This window comes from Streptomyces coeruleorubidus (assembly GCF_028885415.1).
GTDB lineage: Bacteria > Actinomycetota > Actinomycetes > Streptomycetales > Streptomycetaceae > Streptomyces > Streptomyces coeruleorubidus_A.
Genome location: NZ_CP118527.1, coordinates 2365093 through 2391128 on the forward strand (window position 1 = coordinate 2365093; position 26036 = coordinate 2391128).

A 26036-nucleotide genomic window follows, 5' to 3' on the forward strand; every position below is an offset into this window, starting at 1 on the left:
CCGTCACGCACACCCCTACAGAGACATCCCAGCAAGCCTCACCCGTGTGAAGTCCCGGTAAAGGCTCGCGCGTACCACGCCACTTTAGACGTTGCCCAGAGTCGGACATTCGCGGGGGTCGGGTCGTGTTGGAGGGCGGCTTCCGAAGGGCGCGCACAAGCTCGATTGAGCACCCGGATGAGCGGCTCCGTATTCACTTGCCGAATGGGATACGGCCCAGTCAGGAGGCGGATCGAAACGAGTCCCGCCAGTCTGGAGTGACTCGAAAGAACGCACGTCCCACGGGGGTAGGCTCGGCTGCGGCCGGTGGGCGCCCCGATACACCGGCATCCGACATGTGGAGAGGAGCCCTGACCCAGGGTGAGCACCAAGCCGACCACCACAGACCTCGAGTGGACCGAGTTGGACCAGCGGGCCGTCGACACCGCGCGTGTCCTGGCCGCCGATGCCGTACAGAAGGTCGGTAACGGCCATCCGGGTACGGCGATGAGCCTGGCACCTGCCGCCTACACCCTCTTCCAGAAGGTGATGCGGCACGACCCGGCGGACGCCGACTGGGTCGGGCGCGACCGTTTCGTGCTGTCCGCCGGCCACTCGTCCCTGACCCTCTACACCCAGCTGTACCTGGCCGGTTTCGGCCTGGAGCTGGACGACCTGAAGTCCTTCCGCACGTGGGGTTCGAAGACCCCCGGCCACCCGGAGTACGGGCACACGACCGGTGTGGAGACGACGACCGGCCCGCTCGGGCAGGGTGTCGCGAACGCGGTGGGCATGGCGATGGCCGCCCGCTACGAGCGTGGTCTGTTCGATCCGGAGGCCCCCGAGGGCGAGTCCCCCTTCGACCACTTCGTCTACTGCATCGCCGGTGACGGCTGCCTCCAGGAGGGCATCTCCGCCGAGGCGTCCTCGATGGCGGGTCACCAGAGGCTGGGCAACCTGATCCTGCTGTGGGACGACAACCACATCTCGATCGAGGGCGACACCGAGACGGCCGTCTCCGAGGACACCGTCAAGCGGTACGAGGCCTACGGCTGGCACGTGCAGCGGGTGGAGCCGCAGGAGAACGGCGACCTGGACCCGGCGGCGATCTTCGAGGCGATCCAGCAGGCCAAGGCCGTCACGGACAAGCCGTCGTTCATCGCGATGCGCTCGATCATCGCCTGGCCGGCCCCGAACGCGCAGAACACCGAGGCCGCGCACGGCTCGGCGCTGGGCGCGGAGGAGGTCGCGGCGACCAAGCGGGTGCTGGGCTTCGACCCGGAGCAGTCCTTCGAGGTCGCGGGCGAGGTCATCGAGCACACCCGCAAGGCGCTGGAGCGGGGCCAGGCGGCCCGTGCGGTGTGGGAGAAGGCGTACCAGCAGTGGCGGGACAACAACCCCGAGCGCGCCGCCGAGTACGACCGGATCGCGGGGGGTGAGCTGCCCACCGGCTGGGAGGAGAAGATCCCGGTCTTCGAGGTGGGCAAGGGCGTGGCCACGCGTGCCGCCTCCGGCAAGGTCCTCCAGGCGCTCGGCGCGGTCGTGCCCGAGCTGTGGGGCGGTTCGGCCGACCTGGCCGGCTCCAACAACACCACGATCGACAAGACCAGCTCCTTCCTCCCGGGCGACAACCCGCTGCCGGAGGCGGACCCGTACGGCCGCACGATCCACTTCGGTATCCGCGAGCACGCGATGGCCGCCGAGATGAACGGCATCGCGCTGCACGGCAACACCCGGATCTACGGCGGCACGTTCCTGGTCTTCTCCGATTACATGCGCAACGCGGTGCGGCTGTCGGCGCTGATGCACCTGCCGGTGACGTACGTGTGGACGCACGACTCCATCGGTCTGGGCGAGGACGGCCCGACCCACCAGCCGGTCGAGCACCTCGCGTCGCTGCGTGCCATCCCGGGCCTGAACATCGTCCGGCCCGCCGACGCCAACGAGACCGCCATCGCCTGGCGCGAGATCCTCAGGCGCTGGACGAAGGAGTTCGGCAAGGGCCAGCCGCACGGTCTGGCGCTGACCCGTCAGGGCGTGCCGACCTACGAGCCCAACGACGATGCCGCCAAGGGCGGTTACGTCCTCTTCGAGGCCGACGGCGGCGAGCCCGACGTCATCCTCATCGCCACCGGCTCCGAGGTGCACGTCGCCGTCGAGGCGCGCGAGCAGCTCCAGGGCGCCGGCGTGCCCACCCGCGTGGTGTCCATGCCGTCGGTGGAGTGGTTCGAGCAGCAGGACCAGGGGTACCGGGACAGCGTTCTGCCGCCGTCCGTCAAGGCTCGTGTCGCGGTGGAGGCCGGGGTCGGCCTGACGTGGCACAAGTACGTCGGGGACGCCGGCCGCATCGTTTCCCTGGAGCACTTCGGTGCTTCGGCCGACGGCAAGGTCCTTTTCCGCGAGTTCGGCTTCACTGCCGAGAACGTGGCCGCCGCCGCGCGGGAATCGATCGCCGCAGCTCAGCGCTGACGCTCATATACGACACGTAGGAGATGGAATTTCCATGACAGACGCACTCAAGCGCCTCTCCGAGGAAGGCGTCGCGATCTGGCTGGACGACCTGTCGCGCAAGCGGATCACGTCCGGCAACCTCGCCGAGCTGCTCGACCAGCAGCACGTCGTGGGCGTCACCACCAACCCGACGATCTTCCAGAAGGCGATCTCCGAGGGCGACGGCTACGACCAGCAGCTCTCCGACCTCGCCGCCCGCAAGGTCACCGTCGAAGAAGCCATCCGCATGATCACCACGGCGGACGTCCGCGACGCCGCCGACATCCTGCGCCCGGTCTTCGACGCCACCGGCGGCCAGGACGGCCGGGTCTCGATCGAGGTCGACCCGCGTCTGGCGCACAACACCAAGGCGACGGTCGCCGAGGCCCGCCAGCTGGCCTGGCTGGTGGACCGGCCCAACACGCTGATCAAGATCCCGGCCACCAAGGCGGGTATCCCGGCGATCACCGAGACGATCGGCAACGGCATCAGCGTCAACGTCACGCTGATCTTCTCGCTGGAGCGCTACCGCGAGGTGATGGACGCCTACCTGGCCGGTCTGGAGAAGGCGAAGGCCAAGGGCCTGGACCTGTCCAAGATCCACTCGGTGGCGTCCTTCTTCGTCTCGCGTGTCGACACGGAGATCGACAAGCGGATCGATGCGCTCGGCACCGACGAGGCCAAGGCGCTGCGCGGCAAGGCCGCCATCGCCAACGCCCGTCTCGCCTACCAGGCGTACGAGGAGGTCTTCTCGACGGACCGCTGGAACGCGCTGGAGCGCGAGGGCGCCAACAAGCAGCGTCCGCTGTGGGCCTCCACCGGCGTGAAGGACAAGGCGTACAAGGACACCATGTACGTCACCGAGCTGGTCGCGCCGAACACGGTGAACACCATGCCGGAGGCGACCCTGTTCGCCACCGAGGAGCACGGCGAGATCACCGGCAACACCGTCGCCGGCACGTACGAGCAGGCCCGCGCCGACCTCGACGCGGTCGAGCAGCTCGGGATCAAGTACGACGACGTGGTGCGGCTGCTGGAGGAGGAGGGCGTCGAGAAGTTCGAGGCGTCCTGGACCGACCTGCTGAAGTCGACCGAGGCCGAGCTTCAGCGCCTCGCCCCCTCGGAGGGCTGAACAGGTGTCGAGCAGCAACCCGCTGCGTGACCCCGCGGACCGACGGCTCCCGCGTATCGCGGGGCCGTCGGGCCTGGTCATCTTCGGCGTCACGGGCGACCTGTCCCGCAAGAAGCTCATGCCCGCCGTGTACGACCTCGCCAACCGGGGTCTGCTGCCGCCGGGCTTCTCGCTGGTGGGCTTCGCCCGTCGCGAGTGGGCGCACGAGGACTTCGCCCAGGAGGTCCACGACGCGGTCAAAGAGCACGCCCGCACGCCCTTCCGCGAGGAGGTCTGGCAGCAGCTCATCCAGGGCATGCGCTTCGTGCAGGGCACGTTCGACGACGACGACGCGTTCGAGCGGCTGCGCTCCACGATCGATGAACTGGACAAGGCACAGGGCACGGGCGGCAACTTCGCCTTCTACCTGTCCGTGCCGCCGAAGTCCTTCCCGGTGGTCATCCAGCAGCTGAAGAAGCACGGGCTGGCCGACCAGAAGGGCGGCTCCTGGCGGCGCGCGGTCATCGAGAAGCCGTTCGGGCACGACCTGAAGTCGGCCGAGGAACTCAACAAGGTCGTTCACGAGGTCTTCGCCCCGGACCAGGTCTTCCGCATCGACCACTACCTGGGCAAGGAGACCGTCCAGAACATCCTGGCGCTGCGCTTCGCCAACACGATGTTCGAGCCGATCTGGAACCGGTCCCTCGTGGACCACGTGCAGATCACCATGGCCGAGGACATCGGCATCGGCGGCCGGGCCGGGTACTACGACGGCATCGGCGCCGCCCGTGACGTCATCCAGAACCACCTGCTCCAGCTCCTGGCGCTCACCGCCATGGAGGAGCCGGCCTCCTTCGACGCGGACGCGCTGGCCGCCGAGAAGACCAAGGTGCTCGGCGCGGTGAAGCTGCCCAAGGACATGGGCCGGGACACCGTGCGCGGCCAGTACTCGGCCGGGTGGCAGGGCGGCACGAAGGTGCGCGGCTATCTGGAGGAGGACGGCATCAACGCCTCCTCGAAGACCGACACCTACGCCGCGATCAAGCTGGAGATCGACAACCGCCGCTGGGCGGGCGTCCCCTTCTACCTGCGCACCGGCAAGCGTCTGGGCCGCCGCGTCACGGAGATCGCGGTCGTCTTCCAGCGCGCCCCGCACTCTCCCTTCGACACGACGGCCACCGAGGAGCTGGGCTCCAACGCGATCGTCATCCGCGTCCAGCCGGACGAGGGCGTCACGGTCCGCTTCGGCTCGAAGGTCCCCGGCACGTCGATGGAGATCCGGGACGTGTCGATGGACTTCGCGTACGGCGAGTCCTTCACGGAGTCCAGCCCGGAGGCGTACGAGCGTCTCATCCTGGACGTCCTCCTCGGAGACTCGAACCTCTTCCCGCGTACCGAGGAGGTCGAGCTGTCCTGGAAGATCCTCGACCCGATCGAGGAGTACTGGGACAGCAACGGCAAGCCCGCTCAGTACCCGGCCGGTACCTGGGGGCCCGTCGAGGCGGACGAAATGCTCGAGCGACACGGACGGAGCTGGCGCCGGCCATGAAGATAGACCTCACGGACACCACGGCCAGCAAGATCAACAAGGCGCTGGTGCAGGGCCGCCGGGCGATCGGCACCCCGGCGGTCGGGATGGTGCTCACGCTGGTCATCGTGACGGACGAGGAGAACGCCTACGACGCGCTGAAGGCCGCGAGCGACGCCTCGCACGAGCATCCCTCGCGCACCCTCGTGGTCATCAAGCGCGTCTCCCGCTCGCCCCGCGACCGTACGCAGTCCCGCCTGGACGCGGAGGTCCGGGTGGGCGCGGAGGCCGGCACCGGCGAGACGGTCGTGCTCCGGCTGTACGGCGAGGTCGTCGACCACGCCCAGTCGGTGGTGCTGCCGCTGCTGCTGCCGGACGCCCCGGTGGTGGTGTGGTGGCCGGTGAACGCGCCGCTCAACCCGGCGAAGGACCCGCTCGGTGCCCTCGCCCAGCGCCGCGTCACCGACACCTACGCCTCCGAACAGCCGGTACGGGACCTGGCCACCCGGTCCGGGACCTACACCCCCGGCGACACGGACCTGTCCTGGACCCGCATCACGCCCTGGCGTTCCATGCTGGCGGCGGCCCTCGACCAGGTCACCTGCGAGGTCAGGGCCGTCGAGGTGGAGGGCGAGGAGTTCAACCCGAGCTGTGAGCTGCTGGCGATGTGGCTCGCTGACCGGCTGGACGTCCCGGTGAAGCGCTCGCTGTCCGGCGGCCCCGGCCTGACGGCGGTCCGTATGGACACCAACTGCGGCGCGATCACCCTGGACCGTGCCGACGGGTCCCTCGCGACGCTCTCCATCGAGGGCCAGCCGGCCCGTGGTGTGGCGCTCAAGCGCCGGGACACGGCCGAGCTGATCGCGGAGGAGCTGCGGCGGCTGGATCCGGACGACACGTACGCGTCGGCGCTGCGGTACGGGGTGGACCGGCTGAAGGCGTCCTGGTCGGCACAGGTGGCGAAGGAAGAGCCGGTGGCCAAAGGAGAGCCCAAAAGCGACGAGCGAGCACGGCTCGCCCTCCCCGCTCCCGTCGAAACGGCTGCGAAAGCACCCGCTTCGGAAGCGACGGCGCAGGCACCGGTGAAGCAGGAACCGCCCAAGCTCGAACCGGTACGGAAGGCGACGACGAAGTGAGTACGGCACCGCAGCTGGTCGTCCACCGCGACAAGGAGCTGATGGCCCAGGCCGCGGCGGCGCGGCTGATCACCAGGATCGTGGACGCGCAGGCCTCCCGGGGTTCGGCGTCCGTGGTCCTGACGGGCGGCCGCAACGGCAACGGCCTGCTGGCCGCCCTGGCCGCGGCGCCCGCCCGGGACGCCGTCGACTGGAGCCGGCTCGACCTCTGGTGGGGTGACGAGCGGTTCCTGCCCGAGGGCGATCCCGAGCGCAACGTCACGCAGGCCCGGGAGGCACTGCTCGACTCGGTGCCGCTGGACCCGAAGCGGGTGCACGCGATGCCCGCGTCGGACGGCCCCTACGGCGACGACGTGGACGCGGCGGCGGCCGCGTACGCGGAGGAACTGGCGCGGGCGGCGGCCCCGGAGAACCACGGCCCCGTGCCGACGTTCGACGTGCTGATGCTGGGCGTCGGCCCGGACACGCACGTCGCGTCGCTGTTCCCGGAGCTGCCGGCGGTCAGGGAGACCGACCGCACGGTGGTCGGCGTCCACGGCGCGCCGAAGCCGCCGCCGACCCGGGTGACGCTGACGTTGCCGGCGATCCGTGCGGCCCGGGAGGTGTGGCTCCTGGCCGCGGGTGAGGACAAGGCCCAGGCCGCGGCGATCGCGCTCTCGGGCGCGGGGGAGATCCAGGCGCCGGCGGCGGGAGCGTACGGCCGCAGCCGGACGCTGTGGCTGCTGGACGCGGCAGCGGCTTCACAACTGCCTCGGTCGCTGTACCCGCCGGCTTCGGCCTGAGGTACCAGGGGGCTCCGCCCCCTCGACCCCCGCCTATGCCCACCCACCACCCGAAACTGCCCTTGAACGGGGCAACTGTGGGGCGAAGGACCGGGGTCCCAGGGGGCGGAGCCCCCTGGTCGTGCATCGACAGCGGCTACTTGACCGACCCCGCCATCACGCCCTGCACAAAGTGCCTCTGGAACGCGAAGAACACGACGACGGGCACGACCAGGGACACGAACGCCCCGGGCGCCAGGACGTCGATGTTGCTGCCGAACTGCCGTATCTGCGACTGGAGTTCCACCGTCAGCGGCTGTGACGCGCTGTCCGCGAACAGCAACGCCACCAGCATGTCGTTCCACACCCACAGGAACTGGAAGATGGCGAGGGAGGCGATCGCCGGCCGTCCCACCGGCAGCACGAGCCGCGTGAAGATACGCCACTCACTGCCCCCGTCCATCCGCGCGGCCTCCAGCATCTCCTTCGGCATCTCGGCGAAGTAGTTCCGCAGCAGGAACACCGCGAACGGCAGGCCGTAGGCCACGTGGAACAGCACGACACCGGGGATCGTGCCGAACAGCCCCAGTTGCCCGAACAGTTTCGCGACCGGCAGCAGCCCGATCTGCACGGGCACCACGAGCAGCGCGACCACGATCAGGAAGATCGCCTCCCGCCCGGGGAAGTCCAGCCACGCGAAGGCGTACCCCGCGAGCGCCGCGATCACCACGACCAGCACCGTCGCCGGCACCGATATCAGCACCGTGTTCCAGAACGCCTGAGTGATCCCGGCGTTCGCCAGCAGCGACGAGTAGTTGTCGAAGGACAGCTGCCCGGGACTGGTGAACACCGTCCACCAGCCGCCCTTCGCCGTGTCCTCGGCGGACCGCAGCGAGGACAGGAACAGCCCGGCCAGTGACGTCATCCACACCAGGCCGACCACCACGAGGAAGGCCTGGACGGCCCCGTTGCCCAACCCGCGCCGAACCGCGTTCATCGTTGGCTCCTTCGGAAACGGCGGACGTTGAACACCATGGCCGGGACGACCAGCAGCAGGAGCAGCACACCGAGCGCGCTGCCGAGCCCCTGGTTGTTGCCGCCGCCGAACGACACCAGCCACATCTGCGTCGCGAGCACGGTCGCGTCCTCCTGCACCGGCCCGGGCGCGATGATGTAGACGAGGTCGAAGACCTTCATCACGTTGATGACGAGGGTGATGAACACGACCGTCAGCACCGGTGCCAGCAGCGGCACCGTGATCCGCCGGAAGATCTGCCACTCGTTCGCGCCGTCCATCCGCGCCGCCTCCAGCGCGTCCCGCGGCAGCGTCGACAGGCCCGCCCCGATCAGCACCATGGCGAAGCCGGTCCAGATCCACAGGTAGGCCCCGATGATCGCCGGTGTGACGAGCGCCGGTCCGAGCCAGGAGACACCCTCGTAGGGCGGGGCGAAGTTGGACGACGGCAGCTTCACCTCGTACGAGCCCGGTTGGAGTCCCTCGAAGCGGAAGGAGCCGTCGGAGGCGGTGGTCGCCGTGGCGACGGCCTCGCCGTCGCGCACCGCCTCGACCTTCATCTGAGGCAGCCCGCTCTCCCGCCGGTCGACCTTGCCCTGCTCCCCTCCCCCGCCGGGCGTGAAGTCCAGGTAGACGACGCCGCGCAGTTCGTCGGCTGCGGCCTTCTTTCCCGCCGCCGCGTACGCAGGTTCGGTCCCGCCGGGCAGGTCGTCGGGCAGCACCCCGACGAGGCCCAGCGTCACCGCGTCGCCCGGGGACACGTTCGTGCTCGTGCGGTACGAACCGTCCTTGTCCTTCGTCAGGCCCTGTCCGTCGCGCGCCCGGGCCGTCGGGTACGAGGACTCCGCCTTGAAGGCGTCGTGGACGGAGACGACCGCGGCGTTCAGGACACCCTTGTCCGGGTCCTCGTCGTAGGCGAGCCGGAAGATGATGCCGGCGGCGAGGAAGGAGACCGCCATCGGCATGAAGAGGAGCAGTTTGAAGGCGGTGGCCCAGCGGACCTTCTCCACCAGGACGGCCAGGATCAGCCCGAGGCCGGTCAGCAGGGCCGGGGCCACGACGACCCAGATGGCCGTGTTGCGGACGGCCTTGACGGTCGCCGGGTCACGGAACATCTCGGCGTAGTTCTCGCCGCCGACGAAGGTCGTCCCGGAGGCGTCGAAGAAGCTGCGGCCGACGCTGAACAGCACGGGGTAGACGACGAGCGCGCCGAGCAGCAGCAGCGCGGGCAGCACGAACAGCAGGGCGATGATCTTGCCGCGCCGCCGCAGTCGCCGGGTGCGGTCGGCGACCGTGACGGGCGGCGGGGGACTCGTCTCTTTCACGAGGGTCGCTGTCATGGCGGATCAGTCCTGGTACGCCTTGGCCGCCGCGGCCTCCAGCTTCGCCGCGGTGCCCTTCGGGTCGGACGGGTCGCGCAGGAAGTCCTGGAGCAGCTTCCACTCGCCGGCGCCCTTGGTGCCGCCGAAGGCCGCCGGGGCCTGGTCGGACATGTCGAAGCGGACCGAGTCCCCGGCCTGGACGAGGGACTTGGCGGTGGCGCGGGTGACGTCGTCGCCGTAGGAGGCGAGGTCGAGCTTCTTGTTCGGGGAGAGGAAGCCGCCCGCCTCCGCCCACACGGCCGAGGCCTCGGGGGTCGCCAGGAACTCCAGGAGGGCCTGGGCGGCCTTCTGGTTCTTGCCGTCCTTGAGGACGACGGCCGCGTCACCGCCGCTGACGACCGGGGCCTCGCCACCGGCGACCGCCGGGAACGGGAAGAAGTTCGCGTCCTCGCCGACCTTCTTGCCGAACTGGTCCTTGGCGACACCGGCGACGAAGTCGCCCTCGTAGACCATGCCGGCCTCGGGCTCCGGCCCGAAGACCTTCTCCACCGAGCCGGGGAAGTCGGTGTTCAGGGCGCCCTTCTGGCCGCCGGCGATGAGCTGCTTGTCCTTGAAGAGCTTGCCGAGCGTGGTGAGGGCGTCGACGACCGACGCGTCGGTCCACTTCAGCTTGTGCGCGGCGAGGGCGTCGTACTTCTCGGGTCCGGCCTGGGAGAGGTAGACGTTCTCGAACCAGTCGGTGAGGGTCCAGCCGTCCTGCCCGGCGACGGAGAACGCGGCGAGACCGGAGTCGGACACGGTCTGCCCGGCCTTCAGCATCTCGTCGTAGGTCTTCGGGGGCTTCACCCCGGCCTGGGCGAGGGCGTCGGGGCTGTACCAGACGGTCGACTTGTGGGCGGCCTTGAAGTACAGGCCGTAGAGCGTGCCGTCGACGCTGCCGTACTCCTTCCACACGGGGGCGTACCCGGCGTCCACGGCCTGCTCGGTCTTCTTCGACAGCGGCTTGAGCCAGCCCTTCTGCGCGAACTGCTTGAGCACGCCGACCTGCGGGACCATCACGACGTCGGGGGCGTTGCCGCCCTCGATCTTGCTGCCGACGACGGTGGAGACGTTGTCTCCGGTGGACACGAACTGCGTCTTGGCGCCGGTCTTCTCGGTGAAGGCGTCCAGCACCTTCTGGAAGTTCTTCTGCTCGGTGCCGGACCAGACACCGGCCACGGTGATCGACTGGCCGCTGAGCGCCTTGTCGCCGCCGCCGGCCGAGACGGGGCCGCCGCCGCAGGCGGTCGCGCCGAGCGCCAGGACGAGGGCGGTGCAGCCGGTGAGCAGGGTGGTACGTCGTCGCATCATCGTTGATGTCCCTTCGGGGAATTGACTTGCGGGGTTGACTTGCGGGGCGGTCAGGAACGGATCCACCAGGCGGCCGTCGAACCGGAGAGCACTCCGGGCGCGCAGGGGCCGCTGGCGAGCAGGGGGGTGCCGGAGACCGGCGCGGGTGTGGGCGCGGTACCGAAGTTGACGGCGCACACCAGGTCGTCACCGCGGGTGAAGGCCAGGACGCCGGGCTGGGAGTCCAGCCAGCGCAGCGTGCCTTCGCCCAACTGGGGCAGGGCAGCGCGCAGTTGGAGGCCGTCGCGGTACAGGTGCCAGAAGGAGCGGGTGTCGGCGAGGGCCCGGTCGGTGGCGTACTCGGCGAAGTACTCCGGCTGCGGCAGCCACGGCTTGGCGCTCTCCACACCCGGGGTGAAGCCGAACGGCGAGGCCTGCCCCGACCAGGGCAGCGGCACCCGGCAGCCGTCGCGGATCCGGGCCCGGCTGCCGGTACGGCGGAAGATCGGGTCGGTGAGCACGTCGTCGGGCAGGTCCACGACCTCGGGCAGGCCGAGCTCCTCGCCCTGGTAGATGTACGCGGCTCCGGGCAGCGCCAGCATCAGCAGCGCGGCGGCACGGGCACGGGCGGCGCCGAGGCCGCTGCCGTGGGGGGTGGGCTCGCCGTAGCGGGTGACGGTGCGGACCTGGTCGTGGTTGTTGAGGACCCAGGTGACGGTCGAGCCGGTGCCGGCGATGTCCTGCATGGCCTCGGAGATGACCTTCTGGAAGGCGTCCGGGTCCCAGGGGGCGCTGAGCAGGTCGAAGAAGAAGGCCTGGTGCAGTTCGTCGGGGCGGACGTACTGGGCGTGCTCGCGTGCGGTCGGGACGGAGACCTCGCCGACGAGCAGGCGTTCGCAGCCGTCGCGCTCGGTGTACTCCTCGCATATGGAGCGCCAGCGCCGCCACACCTCGTGCACCTCGGGCTGGTTCCAGGCGAGCGGGTTGACCGAGTCACGGGTGCGGGCGTCGGCCTCCGGGTCGTCGGAGTCGGGCAGCTCCGGGTGCTTGAAGAGGCCGGCGGCGACGTCGATGCGGAAGCCGTCGATGCCCCGGTCCAGCCAGAAGCGGAGGACGCGGTCGAACTCGGCGGCGATCTCGGGGTTGCGCCAGTTCCAGTCGGGCTGCTCGGGCGCGAACATGTGCAGGTACCACTGGCCGGGCCGGCCGTCGGCCTCGGTCGCCCGGCTCCAGGCGGGGCCGCCGAACATGGAGTGCCAGTTGTTGGGCGGCTCGGCGCCGTCCGGGCCGCGGCCGTCGGCGAAGTGGAAGCGGGCGCGGGCCGCGCTGCCGGGCGGGGCCGCGAGCGCCTCACGGAACCAGGGGTGCTCGCTGGAGCAGTGGTTCGGGACGATGTCGAGCAGCACCTTGATGCCGAGCCGCCGCGCGGCGCCCACCAGCAGGTCGCACTCGGCGAGGTCACCGAAGAGCGGGTCGACGTCGCAGTAGTCGGCCACGTCGTAGCCGTGGTCGTGCTGCGGCGAGGGATAGAAGGGGCTCAGCCAGATCCCGTCGACGCCGAGCTTCTTCAGGTAGGGCAGTCCGGCCCGGACGCCGGCGAGATCGCCGATGCCGTCGCCGGTGCTGTCCAGGAAGCTGCGGACGTACACCTGATAGATCACTGCGTCACGCCACCAGTGGTGCCTGTTCAACCCATCGACCTGTCTCTGAGGAGGGCAGCGGTTATGCATGCATGTTAAGTAGGCGTGTCGAGAGGGTGTCAATGAAAAGGCAGAAGCTACCGAGGAGTTGATGTGGTGCAATTCGGCACCTATCGGACATATCTCAGTCGAATGAGACGTCCGCGTTACCTAACAGGTAAGTAGAAGCGTTATCGGCGCGAGATGACGGCGAGCTCCCGCGCCAGGCGGCGTACCGCCGCCGTGGGCGTCTCGTGCCCGGCCATCGCGTCGTGCACGACCGCCTGCACCACCAGACTGACCTGGTCGTACCGCGGGCTCTTGGGGCGCGGCTCGGCCGTGCGCACGCTCTCGCGCAGGGTCGGCAGGTACGGGAACCTGCGGATGAGCGCGGGATCCTCGTAGAGATCGGCCCGGACGGGCGGCAGCGCGCCGCGCGTGAGGACCTGGCGCTGGACGCGCTCGCTGGTGAGGTAGGCGATCAGGCGGGCGGCCGAGTCGGGGTGCCGCGCGTGCGCGCTGACGGCCAGGTTGGAGCCGCCCAGGACACTCGTCCCCGGCCCGTCCGGTCCCGGCAGGGGTACGGCGCCGACCTTCCCGGCGACCTCCGAGCCCGGGGCGGAGGCGCCGACGTAGGCGTACGGCCAGTTCCGCAGGAAGAGCAGCCGGCCGTCCTGGAAGGCCTGCTTGGACTCCTCCTCCTTGTACGTCAGCGCTTCCTTCGGGATCCAGCCCTCGCGCACCCCGCGCGCCAGGAAGCCGATGCCCTCGCGGGCCGCCGCCGAGTCGACGGTGACGCGCTCGCCCTCGTCGCCGAGGATCGAGCCGCCCGCCGAGTAGACGGCCTCGGCCGCGTTGACGGTGAGGCCCTCGTACGGCAGGAACTGTCCGGCGTAGCCGTCGAGGCCGTACTTCGGGGCGATGGTCTTCGCGTACCGCTCCAGCTCCGCCCAGGTGCGCGGCGGCTCCACGCCCTCCTTCGCGAGGACGTCCTTGCGGTAGAGGAGCAGGCCGGCGTTGGTGACGTACGGGACGGCGTAGAGCTGTCCGTCGTAGGTCGCCGTGTCCACGACCGGCGGGAGGAAGGTCTTCATGGGGAAGCGGTCGCGGGGCAGCGGCCGGATCCAGCCCGCCGCGGCGAACTCCGAGGTCCAGTTGACGTCGATGTTGAGCACGTCGAACCGGCTGCGGTCGCCGTCGCGCAGGTCGGTGGCCATCTGGGCCCGGGTCTCGTCGGCGGAGTCCGGCAGCTCGACGAGGGTCACTTTTTCGCCGGGGTGGGTGCGGTTCCAGCCCTCCAGCAGAGGGCCGAGGTAGCCGGTAAGGTCCCCGGCGGTGGCGAGGGTGAGCGGTCCGCGGCCGCCGTCGGCAGGCTCGCCCGCCTGCGCTCCGGCGGCAACGTAACCGGTCAGGACCACGACGAGAACGAGAAGGCCCCTACCCGCGGCATGGATCCACCGCATAGGTTCCTCCCTGTACACCGGCGACGGGCACCTTCGCCCGGAACAGAGGCCATGTATACCTGTTAGGTATGGGCGATACTAGGGCCTGGAGCACATTGGACCGGACAGGAGGACTGCACGCGTGCGCCTGCCCCTCCTGGCCCTCCTCGCCCGCGGACCCGCCCACGGCTACGAGCTCAAGCAGGACCTTGAGCAACTGCTGGGCTCCGCGTACCCTCAGCCGAACGTCGGCCAGATCTATGTGACCCTCGGCCGCCTCGAGAAGTCGGGACTGATCGAGGGCGAGGACGTGGCGCAGTCCAGCCGGCCCAACAAAAAGGTCTACCACCTCACCGACGCCGGGCGGGAGGCGCTGCGCGCCTGGTTCGAGGAGCCCGAGGACGAGCCGCGGGTGCGGGACGAGTTCTTCATGAAGCTGGCGCTCGCTCCGCAGAGCGGTCTCGCCGACCAGATATCCCTGATCAACCAGCAGCGGCGCCAGTACCTGAACACCATGCGGCAGCTGTCGAAGCTGGCCGCCGCCGAAGACCGCGACAACCGCATCGCCCACCTGCTGATCGAGGGCGCGATGCTGCACCTGCAAGCCGATCTCGACTGGCTGGAACGGTGCCAGGAAGAGCTGGAGGAGCTGGAGTGAGCGACGACCGTCCCGCTCCTGTGCTGCGCGCCGAGGGGCTGGTGAAGACGCACCACGGCGAGGGCGCGCCCGCCCATGCCGTGCGCGGGGTCGACCTGTGCGTACGGCCCGGCGAGTTCGTGGCGATCACCGGCCCGTCCGGCGCCGGGAAGTCGACGCTGCTGCATCTGCTCGGCGGCCTCCAGCGGCCGGACGCGGGCAGGATCTGGCTCGACGGCGAGTCCACCGACACCTACAGCGAGGCCCGCTGGGCGGTGGAGCGCCGCAAGCGCATCGGGATCGTCTTCCAGTTCTTCAACCTGGTGTCCAACCTGTCCGTCGCCGACAACGTGGAGCTGCCCGCCCTGCTCGCCGGGACCTCGCCGAAGCGGGCCCGGGCCGAGCGGGAGCAGCTGCTGGCCGAGCTGGGCCTTGTGGGCAAGGAGCGCAGCATGCCGGGCGAGCTGTCCGGCGGCGAGCAGCAGCGGGTCGCCCTGGCCCGGGCCCTGGTCAACCATCCCCCGCTGCTGCTGGCCGACGAACCCGCCGGCAGCCTCGACAGCAAGGGCACCCGCGAGGTGATGCGGCTGTTGACCCGCTTCCACCAGCGCGGCCAGACGATCCTGCTGGTCACCCATGACGCCCGGCTGGCGAGCGCCGCGGACCGGGTGATCAGCTTCTTCGACGGCCGGATCGCCGACGACGCGGAACTCGACGGCGGCACACCGCCGCGCCGGGCCGGCATATCCGGTGTGCTGGAACTCAGGGACTGACATGCGGGTGTACGACGACTGCGCCCTGCGCGGAAGCCGGGTTCACGACCGCTGCGCCCGCCGCGGGCCGAGGGGCTGAGGCCCGTGCGAGCCACCCTGCGCTGGGCACACTCCGATCTGCGCACGCACCGCGGCGAGGCGCTGTTCCTCGTCCTCGCCACCGCGGGCATCGTCGCCTCCCTGCTGCTGGCCACGGCCCTGTTCGGGTACGCCACCAACCCCTGGCAGCGCGTGTTCACGCAGTCGCACGGCGCGCACGTGTGGCTGCACACCGACACCGGGGCCGACACCGGGAAGCTGGCCGGGCTGGACGGTGTCGACTCCGTCGCCGGCCCGTACCCCACCGCCGCCACCACCGTCGTCTCGCGCGGCAGCCGCGCCGCCGTCGAGCTGCGCGGCACTGAGCAACGGCCGTCCGTCGGCCGCCCGCCGGTCGTCTCCGGCCACTGGCTGGACCCCGCGACCCCCGACGGTGTGGTCCTGGAGAGCCGCCTCGCCCGCGCGCTGCTGGCCGAGCCCGGCGACACCCTCACCGTGCCCGGCACCGCCCGCGAACTGACCGTCGTGGGCCTCGCCGACAGCGCCGAGCCGCGCTACCGGCCCGGTGAGCAGCCGGGCCTGGTGTGGGCGCTGCCGTCGGCCGTGCCGGATCCCGGCGGCCAGGTGATCGGGCTGCGGCTGACCGATCCCGGCGACACGTCCTACGTCGTCCAGCGTGCCGTGACCGCCCTGGGCGCCGGGGCGATCGGGGAGGTGTCCACCTGGCAGCAGGCCCGGGCCGAGGCCCAGGGCGACAACCGGCTCCTCGGCCAGGTGCTGGGCCTGTTCGGGCTGGGCGCACTGGTCGCCGCCGGACTCGCCGTGCACGGGGCGATCGGCACCCGCATCCGCGGCCACCTGCGGGACCTCTCCGTGCTGAAGGCGATCGGCTTCACCCCTGGCCAGGTGGTCCGCGTCTTCCTGCTCCAGCACCTCGCCTACGCCCTGCTGGGTGCCCTGGCCGCCGCCGCGCTGGCCGAGGCCCTGGGCAGCCGGATCCCGGGGCGGCTCGGGGACGCGGTGGGCGTGTGGCAGGGGCTGCCCGGACACACCGTGGCGCTGTTCGTGATCCCGGTGGGCGCGGTGCTGTTCATCGGCGCGACCACCGGGCTGGCCGCCTGGCGGGCGGGACGCGTGCCGCCGGTGCCGGTGCAGCGGCCCGCGGCGGCCCTCGGCGGGCGGTTGTCCGGGGTGACGGGCCGGGCTCTCGGACCGCGGCCCGCGACGGCTCCGCCCGGTGGGCGGCCGGCCGGCGGACTGCGCCGCGTCCTCGGGCTGCGGCCCGCCGCTCCCCGGACCGGACAGCTCTCCGACCTGGCACGCCGCGCCCTCGGGGCGCGGATCCCGCCCGCCCTGGTGCTGGGCTGGCACAAGGCGTTCAGCCGCCGCCCCCGGTCCCTCGCCACCGTCGCCCGCCTCACGCTGCCGCTGCTGCTGATCGTCGTGGCGATGAGCGCGTGGACCACCATCGACCGTTTCCACAGCACGCCCGAGCAGATCGGCCTGCCGACCGCCCTCAGCGTCCGTGCCGACGCCGGCCTGAACGAGCGGCAGACCCGAGCTCTCCTGGAACGCGACCCGGAAGTGGCCGCCGCCTACCCCGGTGTGGAGACGGCCGCCCTGGTCCCGGGCCAGACGGCGACCATCGCCCTGCGCGGACTCGGCACCGACCAGGACCCCTATCCCTACACCCTCGCCGAGGGGCGCCCCGCCCGCGGCGCCGACGAGGCCGTGGCCGGGCAGGGACTGCTCGACCTGCTGGACGTGCGCGTCGGCGACTGGGTACGGATGACCGTCGGCGACCAGCCGCAGATCCTGCACATCGTGGGCCGCAGCATCGAGCCGGAGAACGCCGGCCGGGTCATCTCCACGTCCCTCGACACCCTCCGCGCGAACGACCCCGGCCTGCGCCCGACCCTCTACGAGCTGCGCCTGGACCCCGGTGCCGACCCGCGGGAGGTCGCCGACCGGCTGGCCACGGCCGGGCGCGGACACCTGGACGTGCACACCGTGACCAACCCCGCCGACGGGCTCTCTCCGCTGCGCGCGGTCGTCGCCGGGCTGATCGCCGTCCTCGCCCTCATCGGGCTCATCGAGCTGCTGACCGCGATCGGCGGCACCGTCCGCGAGAGCGAACGGGACCTGCTCGCGCTGAAGGCCATCGGCCTGTCCCCCCGGCAGATCACGGCCATCACCGTCACGGCCACCGGCTGTACGGCACTGGCGGCCGTGCTCGCCGCCACCGCCCTGGGCCTGCCGCTTGCCCACTGGCTGATCGACGCCCAGGGCAGGTCGAGCGGCATCGGCGCCGGGATCGCCCGGGGCCCGTCCGCCTCGCTGATGCTGCTGCTCGGGACGGCGGCGGTCCTCTGCGCGGCCGCACTGGCCGCCGTGCCCGCGGCCCGCGCGGCCCGCCGCCGACTCGCGGACACCCTGAGCGCGGTCGCCTGACGTCCGACCGCTCCGGGCAGTCAGCTCCCGTAGGGATGCCGCGGGTTGTACGGCGGATGCGGATGCGGGGCGTACGGGTGCTGCCCGCCCGGCGCGTGCGGATGGCCGTACGGGTTCCCCTGCGGCGGCAGGTACGGCGATCCCGCCGGGGGCGCCCCCGGAGGCATCGGCGGGACCGGCCCGGGTGCGGGCGTCGGTGCCAGAGTCGCCGGATGGGCCTTCAGCCGGATCCCGTACCGCCGCTTGAGCCGCCCCATCTCCAGCAGCGCGATGGCGGTGACCGTCACCGGAGCGCCCAGGATGAAGACGATCCCCAGGGTGAGGCTCAGCCCGTGCAGATCACCGGTGACGAGGTCCGGGACGGCCACCAGCCAGCTGGTCACCATGGCGAGCAGCGGCGGCAGACAGCGGTGCGTGGCAGCCGTGCCGAAGAAGTTGCCGGAGACCCGCACCGCCCCGTAGGCCGTGAAGATGAGCATCCACATCATCGTCAGGCCCACCCCGATGATCGCGGCGGGGTTCGCCGACCCGTTCACCGTCTGCACCAGCATCAGCAGGGCGGCCACGCATCCGACGAACAGCAGGAGCAGCAGCAGGGAGTTGAGCAGCGGCACCCGCAGCTGCCGCACCGTGCCGCCGCGCCGCCAGATCCAGAGCATCGCCCCGACCGTCAGCGGCGTGAGGAAGAGCAGGACGACGGAGGCCGTCATCGCGTTCTCCAGCAGCTCCGTGAAGTCGAAGCCGCCCTCGATGAAGGTGTAGACCCCGAGGGACGCGACCGCACCGGCGATGACCCGGAACTTCTTCAGCCGCTCCACGGACGGATCGAGCGGCTGCGGTATCCACGCGGGGTGGAACACCGCCCGGGCCACGTCCTGGGGCTTCAGGACGGACCGGACCGTCAGCGTGCCGCCTGTCCAACTTCCGCGTGTGCGTGCCATTTCGCGCTCCCCCGAGCACTCGTGATGATCGTCCGGGAGTCTACGGGAAGCGGAGGGGGCGCCGCCGGGCGGCGGACAGCGCGCCGCCGTCCGCCTCCCGCCCGGCGGTCGTCACTGCCTGCCGCGCAGCTCCCGGTACGTGGCGACCAGGGCCTTGGTGGAGGCGTCCAGGCCCTCGACCTCGGCGCCCTCGGTCAGCGCGGGCTCGACGCGCTTGGCGAGGACCTTGCCCAGCTCCACGCCCCACTGGTCGAAGGAGTCGATGTTCCACACCGCGCCCTGCACGAACACCTTGTGTTCGTAGAGGGCGACGAGCTGGCCGAGGACCGACGGCGTCAGCTCGGGCGCCAGGATCGTGGTCGTCGGGTGGTTGCCCTTGAACGTCTTGTGCGGCACCAGTTCCTCCGGCACACCCTCGGCCCGCACCTCCTGCGGGGTCTTGCCGAAGGCGAGCGCCTGCGTCTGGGCGAAGAAGTTGGCCATCAGCAGGTCGTGCTGCGCCTTGAGCCGGTCGCCCAGCTCGGCGACCGGCCGGGCGAAGCCGATGAAGTCCGCCGGAATGAGCTTCGTGCCCTGGTGGATGAGCTGGTAGTAGGCGTGCTGCCCGTTGGTGCCCGGCGTGCCCCACACCACCGGCCCGGTCTGCCACTCCACCTCACGCCCGTCCCGGCCGACGTACTTTCCGTTGGACTCCATGTCGAGCTGCTGGAGGTAGGCGGTGAACTTGGACAGGTAGTGGCTGTAGGGCAGCACCGCGTGCGACTGGGCGTCGTGGAAGTTGCCGTACCAGATGCCCAACAGCCCCAGCAGCAGCGGCACGTTGGACTCGGCGGGCGCGGTGCGGAAGTGCTCGTCGACGATCCGGAAGCCTTCGAGCATCTCCCGGAAGCGGTCCGGGCCGATGGCGATCATCAGGGCGAGACCGATCGCGGAGTCGTACGAGTAACGGCCGCCGACCCAGTCCCAGAACTCGAACATGTTGGCCGTGTCGATGCCGAACTCGGCGACCTTCTCGGCGTTCGTCGACAGGGCCACGAAGTGCTTGGCGACGGCGGCCTCGTCACCGAGCGCGTCCAGCAGCCAGCCGCGCGCGGACGTGGCGTTGGTGACCGTCTCGATGGTGGTGAAGGTCTTGGAGGCGATGACGAACAGCGTCTGGGCCGGGTCCAGGTCCCGCACCGCCTCGTGCAGGTCGGCGCCGTCCACGTTCGACACGAAGCGGACCGTCAGGTCGCGGTCGGTGAAGGCGCGCAGCACCTCGTACGCCATCGCGGGACCCAGGTCGGAGCCGCCGATGCCGACGTTGACCACGTTCCTGATGCGCTTGCCGGTGTGGCCGGTCCACGCGCCGGAGCGGACACGGTCGGCGAAGTCGGCCATCTTGTCGAGCACCGCGTGCACGCCCGGCACCACGTTCTCACCGTCGACCTCGACGACCGCGTCCCGCGGCGCCCGCAGCGCGGTGTGCAGCACGGCCCGGTTCTCGGTGGTGTTGATCTTCTCGCCGCGGAACATGGCGTCCCGGAGCCCGAACACGTCGGTGGCGGCGGCCAGTTCGCGCAGCAGCCGCAGGGTGTCGTCGGTGACGAGGTGCTTGGAGTAGTCGACGTACAGGTCGCCGACCCGGAGGGTGTACGCGGTGCCGCGGCCGGAGTCGGCGGCGAACAGCTCGCGCAGCTGGACGTCGCCCAGCTCCTCACGGTGCTTGGCCAGTGCCGTCCACTCGGACGTCTGGTTGAGCCTGGTACGGCCGTCTGCGTTCATCTCGGACTTCAGCCTTCTTTCCTGTCCATGCGTACCTTGCCCCGCTGCCGGTCCCAACCTAATTGATCAGCGCGTGGCATCGGCTGTCGTGGCGCCGTCGTCCGGCTCGACAACAACTACGTTCACCTTGAGCGCGGGTATCAGCGCGGTGACGGCGAGGACGAAGAAGGCGGCCGTGAGCAGGGGCGGGGTGTTCGGCCCCCAGGCGGTGGCGACGGCCCCGCCCAGCAGGGCGCCGAGGGGCACGCCGGCGAAGGCCAGGGTCCTGAAGGCCGAGCTGACCCGGCCCAGCAGTTCGGCGGGGCTGCGCTCCTGCATCAGTGTCGTGGTGTTGACGTTCCACACCATGCCCATGAGCCCGAAGACGGCCAGCGCGCCCACCAGTACGGCCAGGCTGCGCACGGTGCCCATGACGACGAGGGCGGCGGTCTGCACCGATCCGGCGAGCAGCACGGACCGCAGCCGGCCGAGACGCGCGACCAGCCGGCCGTTCGCCACTCCCCCGGCCAGGCTGCCCAGGGTGAAGGCCGCGCCCGCCGCGGCGTATCCCGCGGGACCCGCGCCGAGCCAGTCGGTGACGAGGACGACCAGCATGGCGAGCTGGGTGCCCATGCCGATGTTGCACAGGGCGGTGGCGGCGCACAGGCCGCGCAGCGCGCGGTCGCGCCACAGGGTGCGCAGCCCCTCCGCGATCTCGCGGCGCAGGGTGCTGCCCGCCGGTCCGGGCTTCCGGTCGGACTCGGCGGCCGGCAGTGAGGCGATCAGTGCGGCTGCCACCAGGAAGGTCACGGCGTCGGCAGCGAACGGCACTGCCGCCCCGGCCGTCAGCAGCAGCGGCACGACGGGCCCGCCGAGCAGGCCGCCCGCGATGCGCTGGCCGGTCAGCAGCCGGGCGTTGGCACTGCCGAGAACGTCCCGGTCGACCAGGGCGGGCAGCAGTGCCGTCGCGGCGTTGTCGAACAGGGTCTGGAGGGTGGTCAGGGCGAAGGCCAGCGCGATGAGCAGGCCGATCGAGGCGTGACCGAGGGCGACGGCCACCGCGAAGGCGGCGACCAGCAGCCCCCGTAAGGCATCCACCCGCCACATGGCCCGCCGCTGGTCCACGCGGTCGGCGACGGCCCCGCCGAGCAGGCCGAAGACGATCCAGGGCAGATAGCCGCAGGCCGTGACGGAGGCGATGAGCAGCGGCTCGTCGGTCAGCGTGACGGCGAGCAGGGGCAGCGCGGCCGTACGCAGCGCGTCACCGAAACTGGACAGCACGGCGGCGCTCCACAGCCGTCCGAAGCCCTCGCGCCACGCGGGCGCGCGCATGCTTCCCACCTCGACCGTCGCCACTGTTCCCCCTCACGGTTCGCCCGATGCACAAACCGTAGAGGGCACCACTGACAATCGGTCCGCGAGCGGCGGTCCGCCGGTGCACAAAGCAGCTCCGGCCGGGCACCTGCTGGTGCCCGGCCGGTCTCAACTCCTAGATTTCGCCCCGCAGTTTGGCGAGCGCCTCGGCGAGGATCGCCTCGCCGTCCGCGTCGCTGCGCCGCTCCCGCACGTACGCCAGGTGCGTCTTGTAGGGCTCGGTGCGCGGCGGGTCGGGCGGGTTGTCCCGGTCCTGGCCGGCCGGAAAGCCGCAGCGGGGACAGTCCCAGGTTTCGGGCACCTGCGCGTCGCTGGCGAAGCTCGGCTGGGTCTCGTGTCCGTTGGAGCACCAGAAGGAGATGCGCAGCCGCGGCGCGGACTCGCCGCGCTCGGCCTCGCCCATCGGCCCCGCCCCGACCCGGCTTCCCCGGATCGCGTTGCCACTTGCCACGGTCGTAACTCCCTGCGTGATGGTGCCGCGAAGCGAGTCGGCGTTCCGCTTCGCTGCGAGCGCCTCAGTCTACGTAAGGCCCAACGCGCGTCCAGTGATTGGAGTTACAACCCTCACACCTAGACGCAAGCCCCATGATAGGCCGCGCTTTGCCGCGCGTACCGAACATGGGGCCTTACGTACGTATCGCGTGCGTACGTATTGCGTGCGTATTGCGTGCGTAATGCGGGCCGGTCAGTTGTTCACCTTCATCAGGATGCCGAGCACGATAATGCACGCGAACCAGAGCAGACCGACCACGACGGTGATCCGGTCGAGGTTGCGTTCGGCGACCGAGGAGCCGCCGACGGAGGACTGCATGCCGCCACCGAACATGTCGGAGAGGCCGCCGCCCTTCCCCTTGTGCATCAGCACCAGCAGCATCATCAGCAGGCTGAAGACGATCAGGGCGATCGAGAACCCCAAAACCACGGCTGGACCAACTTCCTCGGATTCGGATGGACGACGCGGGGTCCAGCACAGTGCTGGACCCCGCAAGGGTACGACGGATCGCGCCTACCGCATACTCACTGGTCGCGGAAGCGCACGATCTTGACGAACTCGTCGGCGTCCAGCGAGGCGCCGCCGACCAGGGCGCCGTCGATGTCGGCCTGGGCCATGATCTCGGCGACGTTGCCGGACTTCACGGAACCGCCGTACTGGATGCGGACCTTGTCGGCCACGTCCTGCGAGTACAGCTCGGCGATCTTGCCGCGGATCGCCGCGCAGACCTCCTGGGCGTCCTCGGCACCGCAGACCTTGCCGGTGCCGATGGCCCAGACGGGCTCGTAGGCGATCACGACGGTCTCGGCCTGCTCGGCGGAGAGGTCCTTCAGACCGCCCTCGACCTGGGCGAGGGTGTGGGAGACGTGGTTGCCCGCCTCACGGACCTCCAGCTCCTCGCCGACGCACAGGATGGGGGTCAGGCCGTGCTTGTAGGCGGCCTTGACCTTGGCGTTCACCAGTTCGTCGGTCTCGGCGTGGTACTGCCGGCGCTCGCTGTGGCCGACGGCGACGAACGTGCACTTCAGTTTGGCCAGCATGGGGCCGGAGATCTCGCCGGTGTAGGCACCGCTGTCGTGTGCCGAGATGTCCTGGGCGCCGTACTTGATCTTGAGCTTGTCGCCGTCGACCAGGGTCTGTACGGAGCGCAGGTCGGTGAAGGGCGGCAGGACGGCGACCTCGACGGCCTCGTAGTCCTTGTCGGCCAGGGCGAAGGCGAGCTTCTGGACATGGGCGATGGCCTCGAGGTGGTTGAGGTTCATCTTCCAGTTGCCCGCCATCAGCGGCGTGCGCGTGCTCATAAGGGGTCAGTCCTCCAGTGCGGCGAGGCCGGGGAGCGTCTTGCCCTCGAGGTATTCGAGGGAGGCGCCGCCACCGGTCGAGATGTGGCCGAATGCCGTCTCGTCGAAGCCGAGGGTGCGCACGGCGGCGGCGGAGTCGCCGCCGCCGACCACGGTGAAGCCCTTGGATTCGACGAGGGCCTGGGCGACCGCCTTGGTGCCCTCGGCGTAGTCGGGGTGCTCGAAGACGCCCATGGGCCCGTTCCAGAAGACGGTGGCGGCGTCGGCGAGCTTGGACGCGTACAGCTTGCGGGTCTCGGGCCCGATGTCGAGGCCCATCTGGTCGGCCGGGATGGCGTCCGCGGCGACGGTCGTGGGGTGGGCGGGAGCCTTGGTCTTCAGGTCCGGGAACTCGGTCGCGCTCAGGGCGTCGACGGGCACGACCAGCTCGACGCCGGTCTTCTCGGCCCGCTCGAGGTACTCCTGGACGGCCGGGATCTGGTCCTCCTGGAGGAGGGAACTGCCGACCTCGTAGCCCTTGGCCTTGAGGAAGGTGTAGGCCATGCCGCCGCCGATGAGGATGCGGTCGGCCTTGCCGAGCAGCTGGTCGATGACGGCGAGCTTGTCGGAGACCTTGGCGCCGCCGAGGGCGACGACGTAGGGCCGCTGGAGGTCGTCCGTCAGCTTCTTCAGGACGGCGACCTCCTTGGCGATGAGGTAGCCGGCGGCGTGCGGCAGCCGGGCCGGGAGGTCGTAGACGGAGGCGTGCTTGCGGTGCACGGCACCGAAGCCGTCGCCGACGTAGAGGTCCGCGAGGGCGGCGAGCTGGTCGGCGAAGGCGCCGCGCTCTGCGTCGTCCTTGCTGGTCTCACCGGCGTTGAAGCGCAGGTTCTCGACGACCGCGACCTGGCCGTCGGCGAGGGCGGCGACGGTGGCCCGGGCGGACTCGCCGACCGTGTCGGTGGCGAACGGTACGTCCGTGCCGAGGAGTTCACCGAGGCGCGCGGCGGCCGGACCGAGGGAGAAGGCCGGGTCCGGGGCGCCCTTGGGGCGGCCCAGGTGCGAGGCGACGACCACCCGGGCGCCCGCGTCGGCGAGGGCCTTGACCGTGGGCACCACAGCGCGGATCCGGCCGTCGTCGGTGATGGTGGTGCCGTCCAGCGGCACGTTCAGGTCGGCGCGGACGAGGACCCGCTTGCCGGCTACCCCTTCGGAGAGGAGTTCGTCGATCGTCTTCATGAGGGGACTCCTGAAAGAGCTCGTGATCGCTCGTAAGCGCTCGTGATCGAACAGCTCTGATCTGTACGTGAGTCAGGGCTCGGACAGCGCATTCTCGCGCTGCCCGAGCCCTGCTCTCACATGGACGTGCCTGCTCCGTGGATCAGAGCTGGTTGCCGACGAAGACCGTCAGGTCGACGAGGCGGTTGGAGTAGCCCCACTCGTTGTCGTACCAGCCGATGACCTTCACGTTCTTGCCCTCCTGGACCATGGTCAGGGAGGAGTCGAAGGTGCAGGACGCCGGGGCGTTGACGATGTCGGACGAGACGATCGGGTCCTCGGTGTACTCGAGGATGCCCTTCAGCTCGCCCTCGGCGGCCTTCTGGAAGGCGGCGTTGACCTCTTCCTTGGTGACCTCGCGGCCGAGCTCGAGGACCAGGTCGGTGACCGAGCCGGTCGGGACCGGGACGCGCATGGCCATGCCGTCCAGCTTGCCCTTGAGCTGCGGGAGGACCAGCGCGGTGGCCTTGGCGGCACCCGTGGTGGTCGGGATGATGTTCTCGGCGGCGGCACGGGCGCGGCGCAGGTCCTTGTGCGGGAAGTCCAGGATGCGCTGGTCGTTCGTGTACGCGTGCACCGTCGTCATCAGGCCCTTGACGATGCCGAAGTTCTCGTCGAGGACCTTGGCCATCGGCGCCACACAGTTGGTGGTGCAGGAGGCGTTGGAGATGACGTGGTGGTTCGCCGGGTCGTAGCTGTCCTGGTTGACGCCCATCACGATGGTGACGTCCTCGTCCTTGGCCGGAGCCGAGATGAGGACCTTCTTGGCGCCGCCGGCGATGTGCTTCTCGGCGTCGGCCTTCTTGGTGAAGATGCCGGTCGACTCGATGACGATGTCGACGCCCAGCTCGCCCCAGGGGATGTCGGCCGGGTTGCGCTCGGCGAGGACCTTGATGGTCTTGTCGCCGACGGTGATGGTGTCCTCGGTGTGCGAGACCTCCTGCTTGAGGCGGCCGAGGATGGTGTCGTACTTCAGCAGGTGAGCGGTGGTCGCGGTGTCACCCAGGTCGTTGACAGCCACGATCTCGATGTCTGCACCCTGCTCCAGCAGCGCGCGGAAGTAGTTACGACCGATGCGGCCGAAGCCGTTGATGCCTACGCGGATCGTCACGAACCGATCTCCTCGTTGGTACGCCGGCCATGAAGAGCCGGCGAGCTCTGTTTGGGATGTCCCCGACCGCCTACGACCCTACCTCCCTGAGGCTGCGGTGGTGACATCCAGATGCCCCATACAC

General features: G+C 70.5%; 21 protein-coding genes. 8 read left to right on the forward strand and 13 right to left on the reverse strand.

Annotation, left to right across the window (positions count from 1 at the left end; genetic code table 11):
• The first annotated feature begins 360 nt into the window (after positions 1–360).
• The 5 genes from tkt to pgl are packed head-to-tail and all read left to right on the forward strand — an operon-like array spanning position 361 to position 7026.
• Complete coding sequence (tkt, locus tag PV963_RS11080; protein WP_274815472.1) at positions 361–2448, forward strand: transketolase; 2088 nt, start codon at positions 361–363, stop codon at positions 2446–2448.
• Between the two features lie 34 nt (positions 2449–2482).
• Positions 2483–3601 carry a transaldolase gene (gene tal / locus PV963_RS11085; RefSeq protein ID WP_274815473.1) on the forward strand — a complete coding sequence of 373 codons (1119 nt, stop codon included), beginning with the start codon at positions 2483–2485 and terminating at the stop codon, positions 3599–3601.
• A 4-nt stretch (positions 3602–3605) separates the two neighbouring features.
• Positions 3606–5129, forward strand: coding sequence for a glucose-6-phosphate dehydrogenase (gene zwf / locus PV963_RS11090; RefSeq protein WP_274815474.1), 1524 nt, complete (start codon positions 3606–3608; stop codon positions 5127–5129).
• The gene (gene opcA, locus PV963_RS11095) at positions 5126–6244 is read left to right on the forward strand and encodes a glucose-6-phosphate dehydrogenase assembly protein OpcA (RefSeq protein ID WP_274815475.1); all 1119 of its coding nucleotides are present in this window, start codon (positions 5126–5128) and stop codon (positions 6242–6244) included. Before zwf ends, opcA begins: the two co-directional genes overlap by 4 nt.
• Positions 6241–7026: a 6-phosphogluconolactonase gene (pgl, locus tag PV963_RS11100; RefSeq protein ID WP_274815476.1), complete on the forward strand. Its 786-nt coding sequence runs from the start codon at positions 6241–6243 to the stop codon at positions 7024–7026. The genes opcA and pgl overlap by 4 nt, the downstream gene beginning before the upstream one ends.
• Before the next feature lie 136 nt (positions 7027–7162).
• On the opposite strand, the gene PV963_RS11105 is transcribed toward pgl, so the two are convergent.
• The 5 genes from PV963_RS11105 to PV963_RS11125 all read right to left on the reverse strand — a co-directional run bounded on the left by PV963_RS11105 (position 7163) and on the right by PV963_RS11125 (position 13813).
• Entirely contained in the window at positions 7163–8002 is an 840-nt protein-coding gene (locus PV963_RS11105; protein WP_274815477.1) for a carbohydrate ABC transporter permease, read from the reverse strand.
• Positions 7999–9360, reverse strand: a complete 1362-nt coding sequence (locus PV963_RS11110) for an ABC transporter permease subunit (protein WP_274815478.1) — start codon at positions 9358–9360, stop codon at positions 7999–8001. Before PV963_RS11110 ends, PV963_RS11105 begins: the two co-directional genes overlap by 4 nt.
• A gap of 6 nt (positions 9361–9366) precedes the next feature.
• Complete coding sequence (locus tag PV963_RS11115) at positions 9367–10692, reverse strand: ABC transporter substrate-binding protein (RefSeq protein ID WP_274815479.1); 1326 nt, start codon at positions 10690–10692, stop codon at positions 9367–9369.
• Between the two features lie 50 nt (positions 10693–10742).
• Complete coding sequence (locus PV963_RS11120) at positions 10743–12401, reverse strand: glycoside hydrolase family 13 protein (protein ID WP_274815480.1); 1659 nt, start codon at positions 12399–12401, stop codon at positions 10743–10745.
• Between the two features lie 140 nt (positions 12402–12541).
• The gene (locus PV963_RS11125; protein ID WP_274815481.1) at positions 12542–13813 is read right to left on the reverse strand and encodes an ABC transporter substrate-binding protein; all 1272 of its coding nucleotides are present in this window, start codon (positions 13811–13813) and stop codon (positions 12542–12544) included.
• A 121-nt stretch (positions 13814–13934) separates the two neighbouring features.
• Between PV963_RS11125 and PV963_RS11130 the strand changes: the two genes are divergently transcribed.
• The 3 genes from PV963_RS11130 to PV963_RS11140 all read left to right on the forward strand — a co-directional run bounded on the left by PV963_RS11130 (position 13935) and on the right by PV963_RS11140 (position 17692).
• Positions 13935–14450 (forward strand): PadR family transcriptional regulator, encoded by a 516-nt coding sequence (locus tag PV963_RS11130; protein ID WP_086561728.1) that lies wholly within the window; start codon positions 13935–13937, stop codon positions 14448–14450.
• Positions 14447–15202: an ABC transporter ATP-binding protein gene (locus PV963_RS11135; RefSeq protein ID WP_274815482.1), complete on the forward strand. Its 756-nt coding sequence runs from the start codon at positions 14447–14449 to the stop codon at positions 15200–15202. Before PV963_RS11130 ends, PV963_RS11135 begins: the two co-directional genes overlap by 4 nt.
• 84 nt (positions 15203–15286) lie before the next feature.
• A complete protein-coding gene (locus PV963_RS11140; protein WP_274815483.1) occupies positions 15287–17692 on the forward strand; it encodes an ABC transporter permease in 2406 nt (801 codons plus the stop codon).
• 20 nt (positions 17693–17712) lie between these two features.
• On the opposite strand, the gene PV963_RS11145 is transcribed toward PV963_RS11140, so the two are convergent.
• The 8 genes from PV963_RS11145 to gap form a co-directional block, all read right to left on the reverse strand.
• Positions 17713–18633, reverse strand: coding sequence for a hypothetical protein (locus PV963_RS11145; protein WP_274815484.1), 921 nt, complete (start codon positions 18631–18633; stop codon positions 17713–17715).
• Positions 18634–18744: 111 nt separating this feature from the next.
• Entirely contained in the window at positions 18745–20397 is a 1653-nt protein-coding gene (gene pgi, locus PV963_RS11150; RefSeq protein ID WP_274815485.1) for a glucose-6-phosphate isomerase, read from the reverse strand.
• A gap of 66 nt (positions 20398–20463) precedes the next feature.
• Entirely contained in the window at positions 20464–21708 is a 1245-nt protein-coding gene (locus tag PV963_RS11155) for an MFS transporter (RefSeq protein WP_274815486.1), read from the reverse strand.
• Between the two features lie 157 nt (positions 21709–21865).
• Complete coding sequence (locus PV963_RS11160; protein ID WP_003976875.1) at positions 21866–22201, reverse strand: RNA polymerase-binding protein RbpA; 336 nt, start codon at positions 22199–22201, stop codon at positions 21866–21868.
• 234 nt (positions 22202–22435) lie between these two features.
• Positions 22436–22672, reverse strand: a complete 237-nt coding sequence (gene secG / locus PV963_RS11165; protein ID WP_208641567.1) for a preprotein translocase subunit SecG — start codon at positions 22670–22672, stop codon at positions 22436–22438.
• Positions 22673–22767: 95 nt separating this feature from the next.
• Complete coding sequence (gene tpiA, locus PV963_RS11170; RefSeq protein WP_274815487.1) at positions 22768–23544, reverse strand: triose-phosphate isomerase; 777 nt, start codon at positions 23542–23544, stop codon at positions 22768–22770.
• Between the two features lie 6 nt (positions 23545–23550).
• Complete coding sequence (locus PV963_RS11175) at positions 23551–24762, reverse strand: phosphoglycerate kinase (protein ID WP_274815488.1); 1212 nt, start codon at positions 24760–24762, stop codon at positions 23551–23553.
• Between the two features lie 142 nt (positions 24763–24904).
• Positions 24905–25912, reverse strand: a complete 1008-nt coding sequence (gap, locus tag PV963_RS11180) for a type I glyceraldehyde-3-phosphate dehydrogenase (RefSeq protein WP_086561720.1) — start codon at positions 25910–25912, stop codon at positions 24905–24907.
• Between the last annotated feature and the right edge of the window lie 124 nt (positions 25913–26036).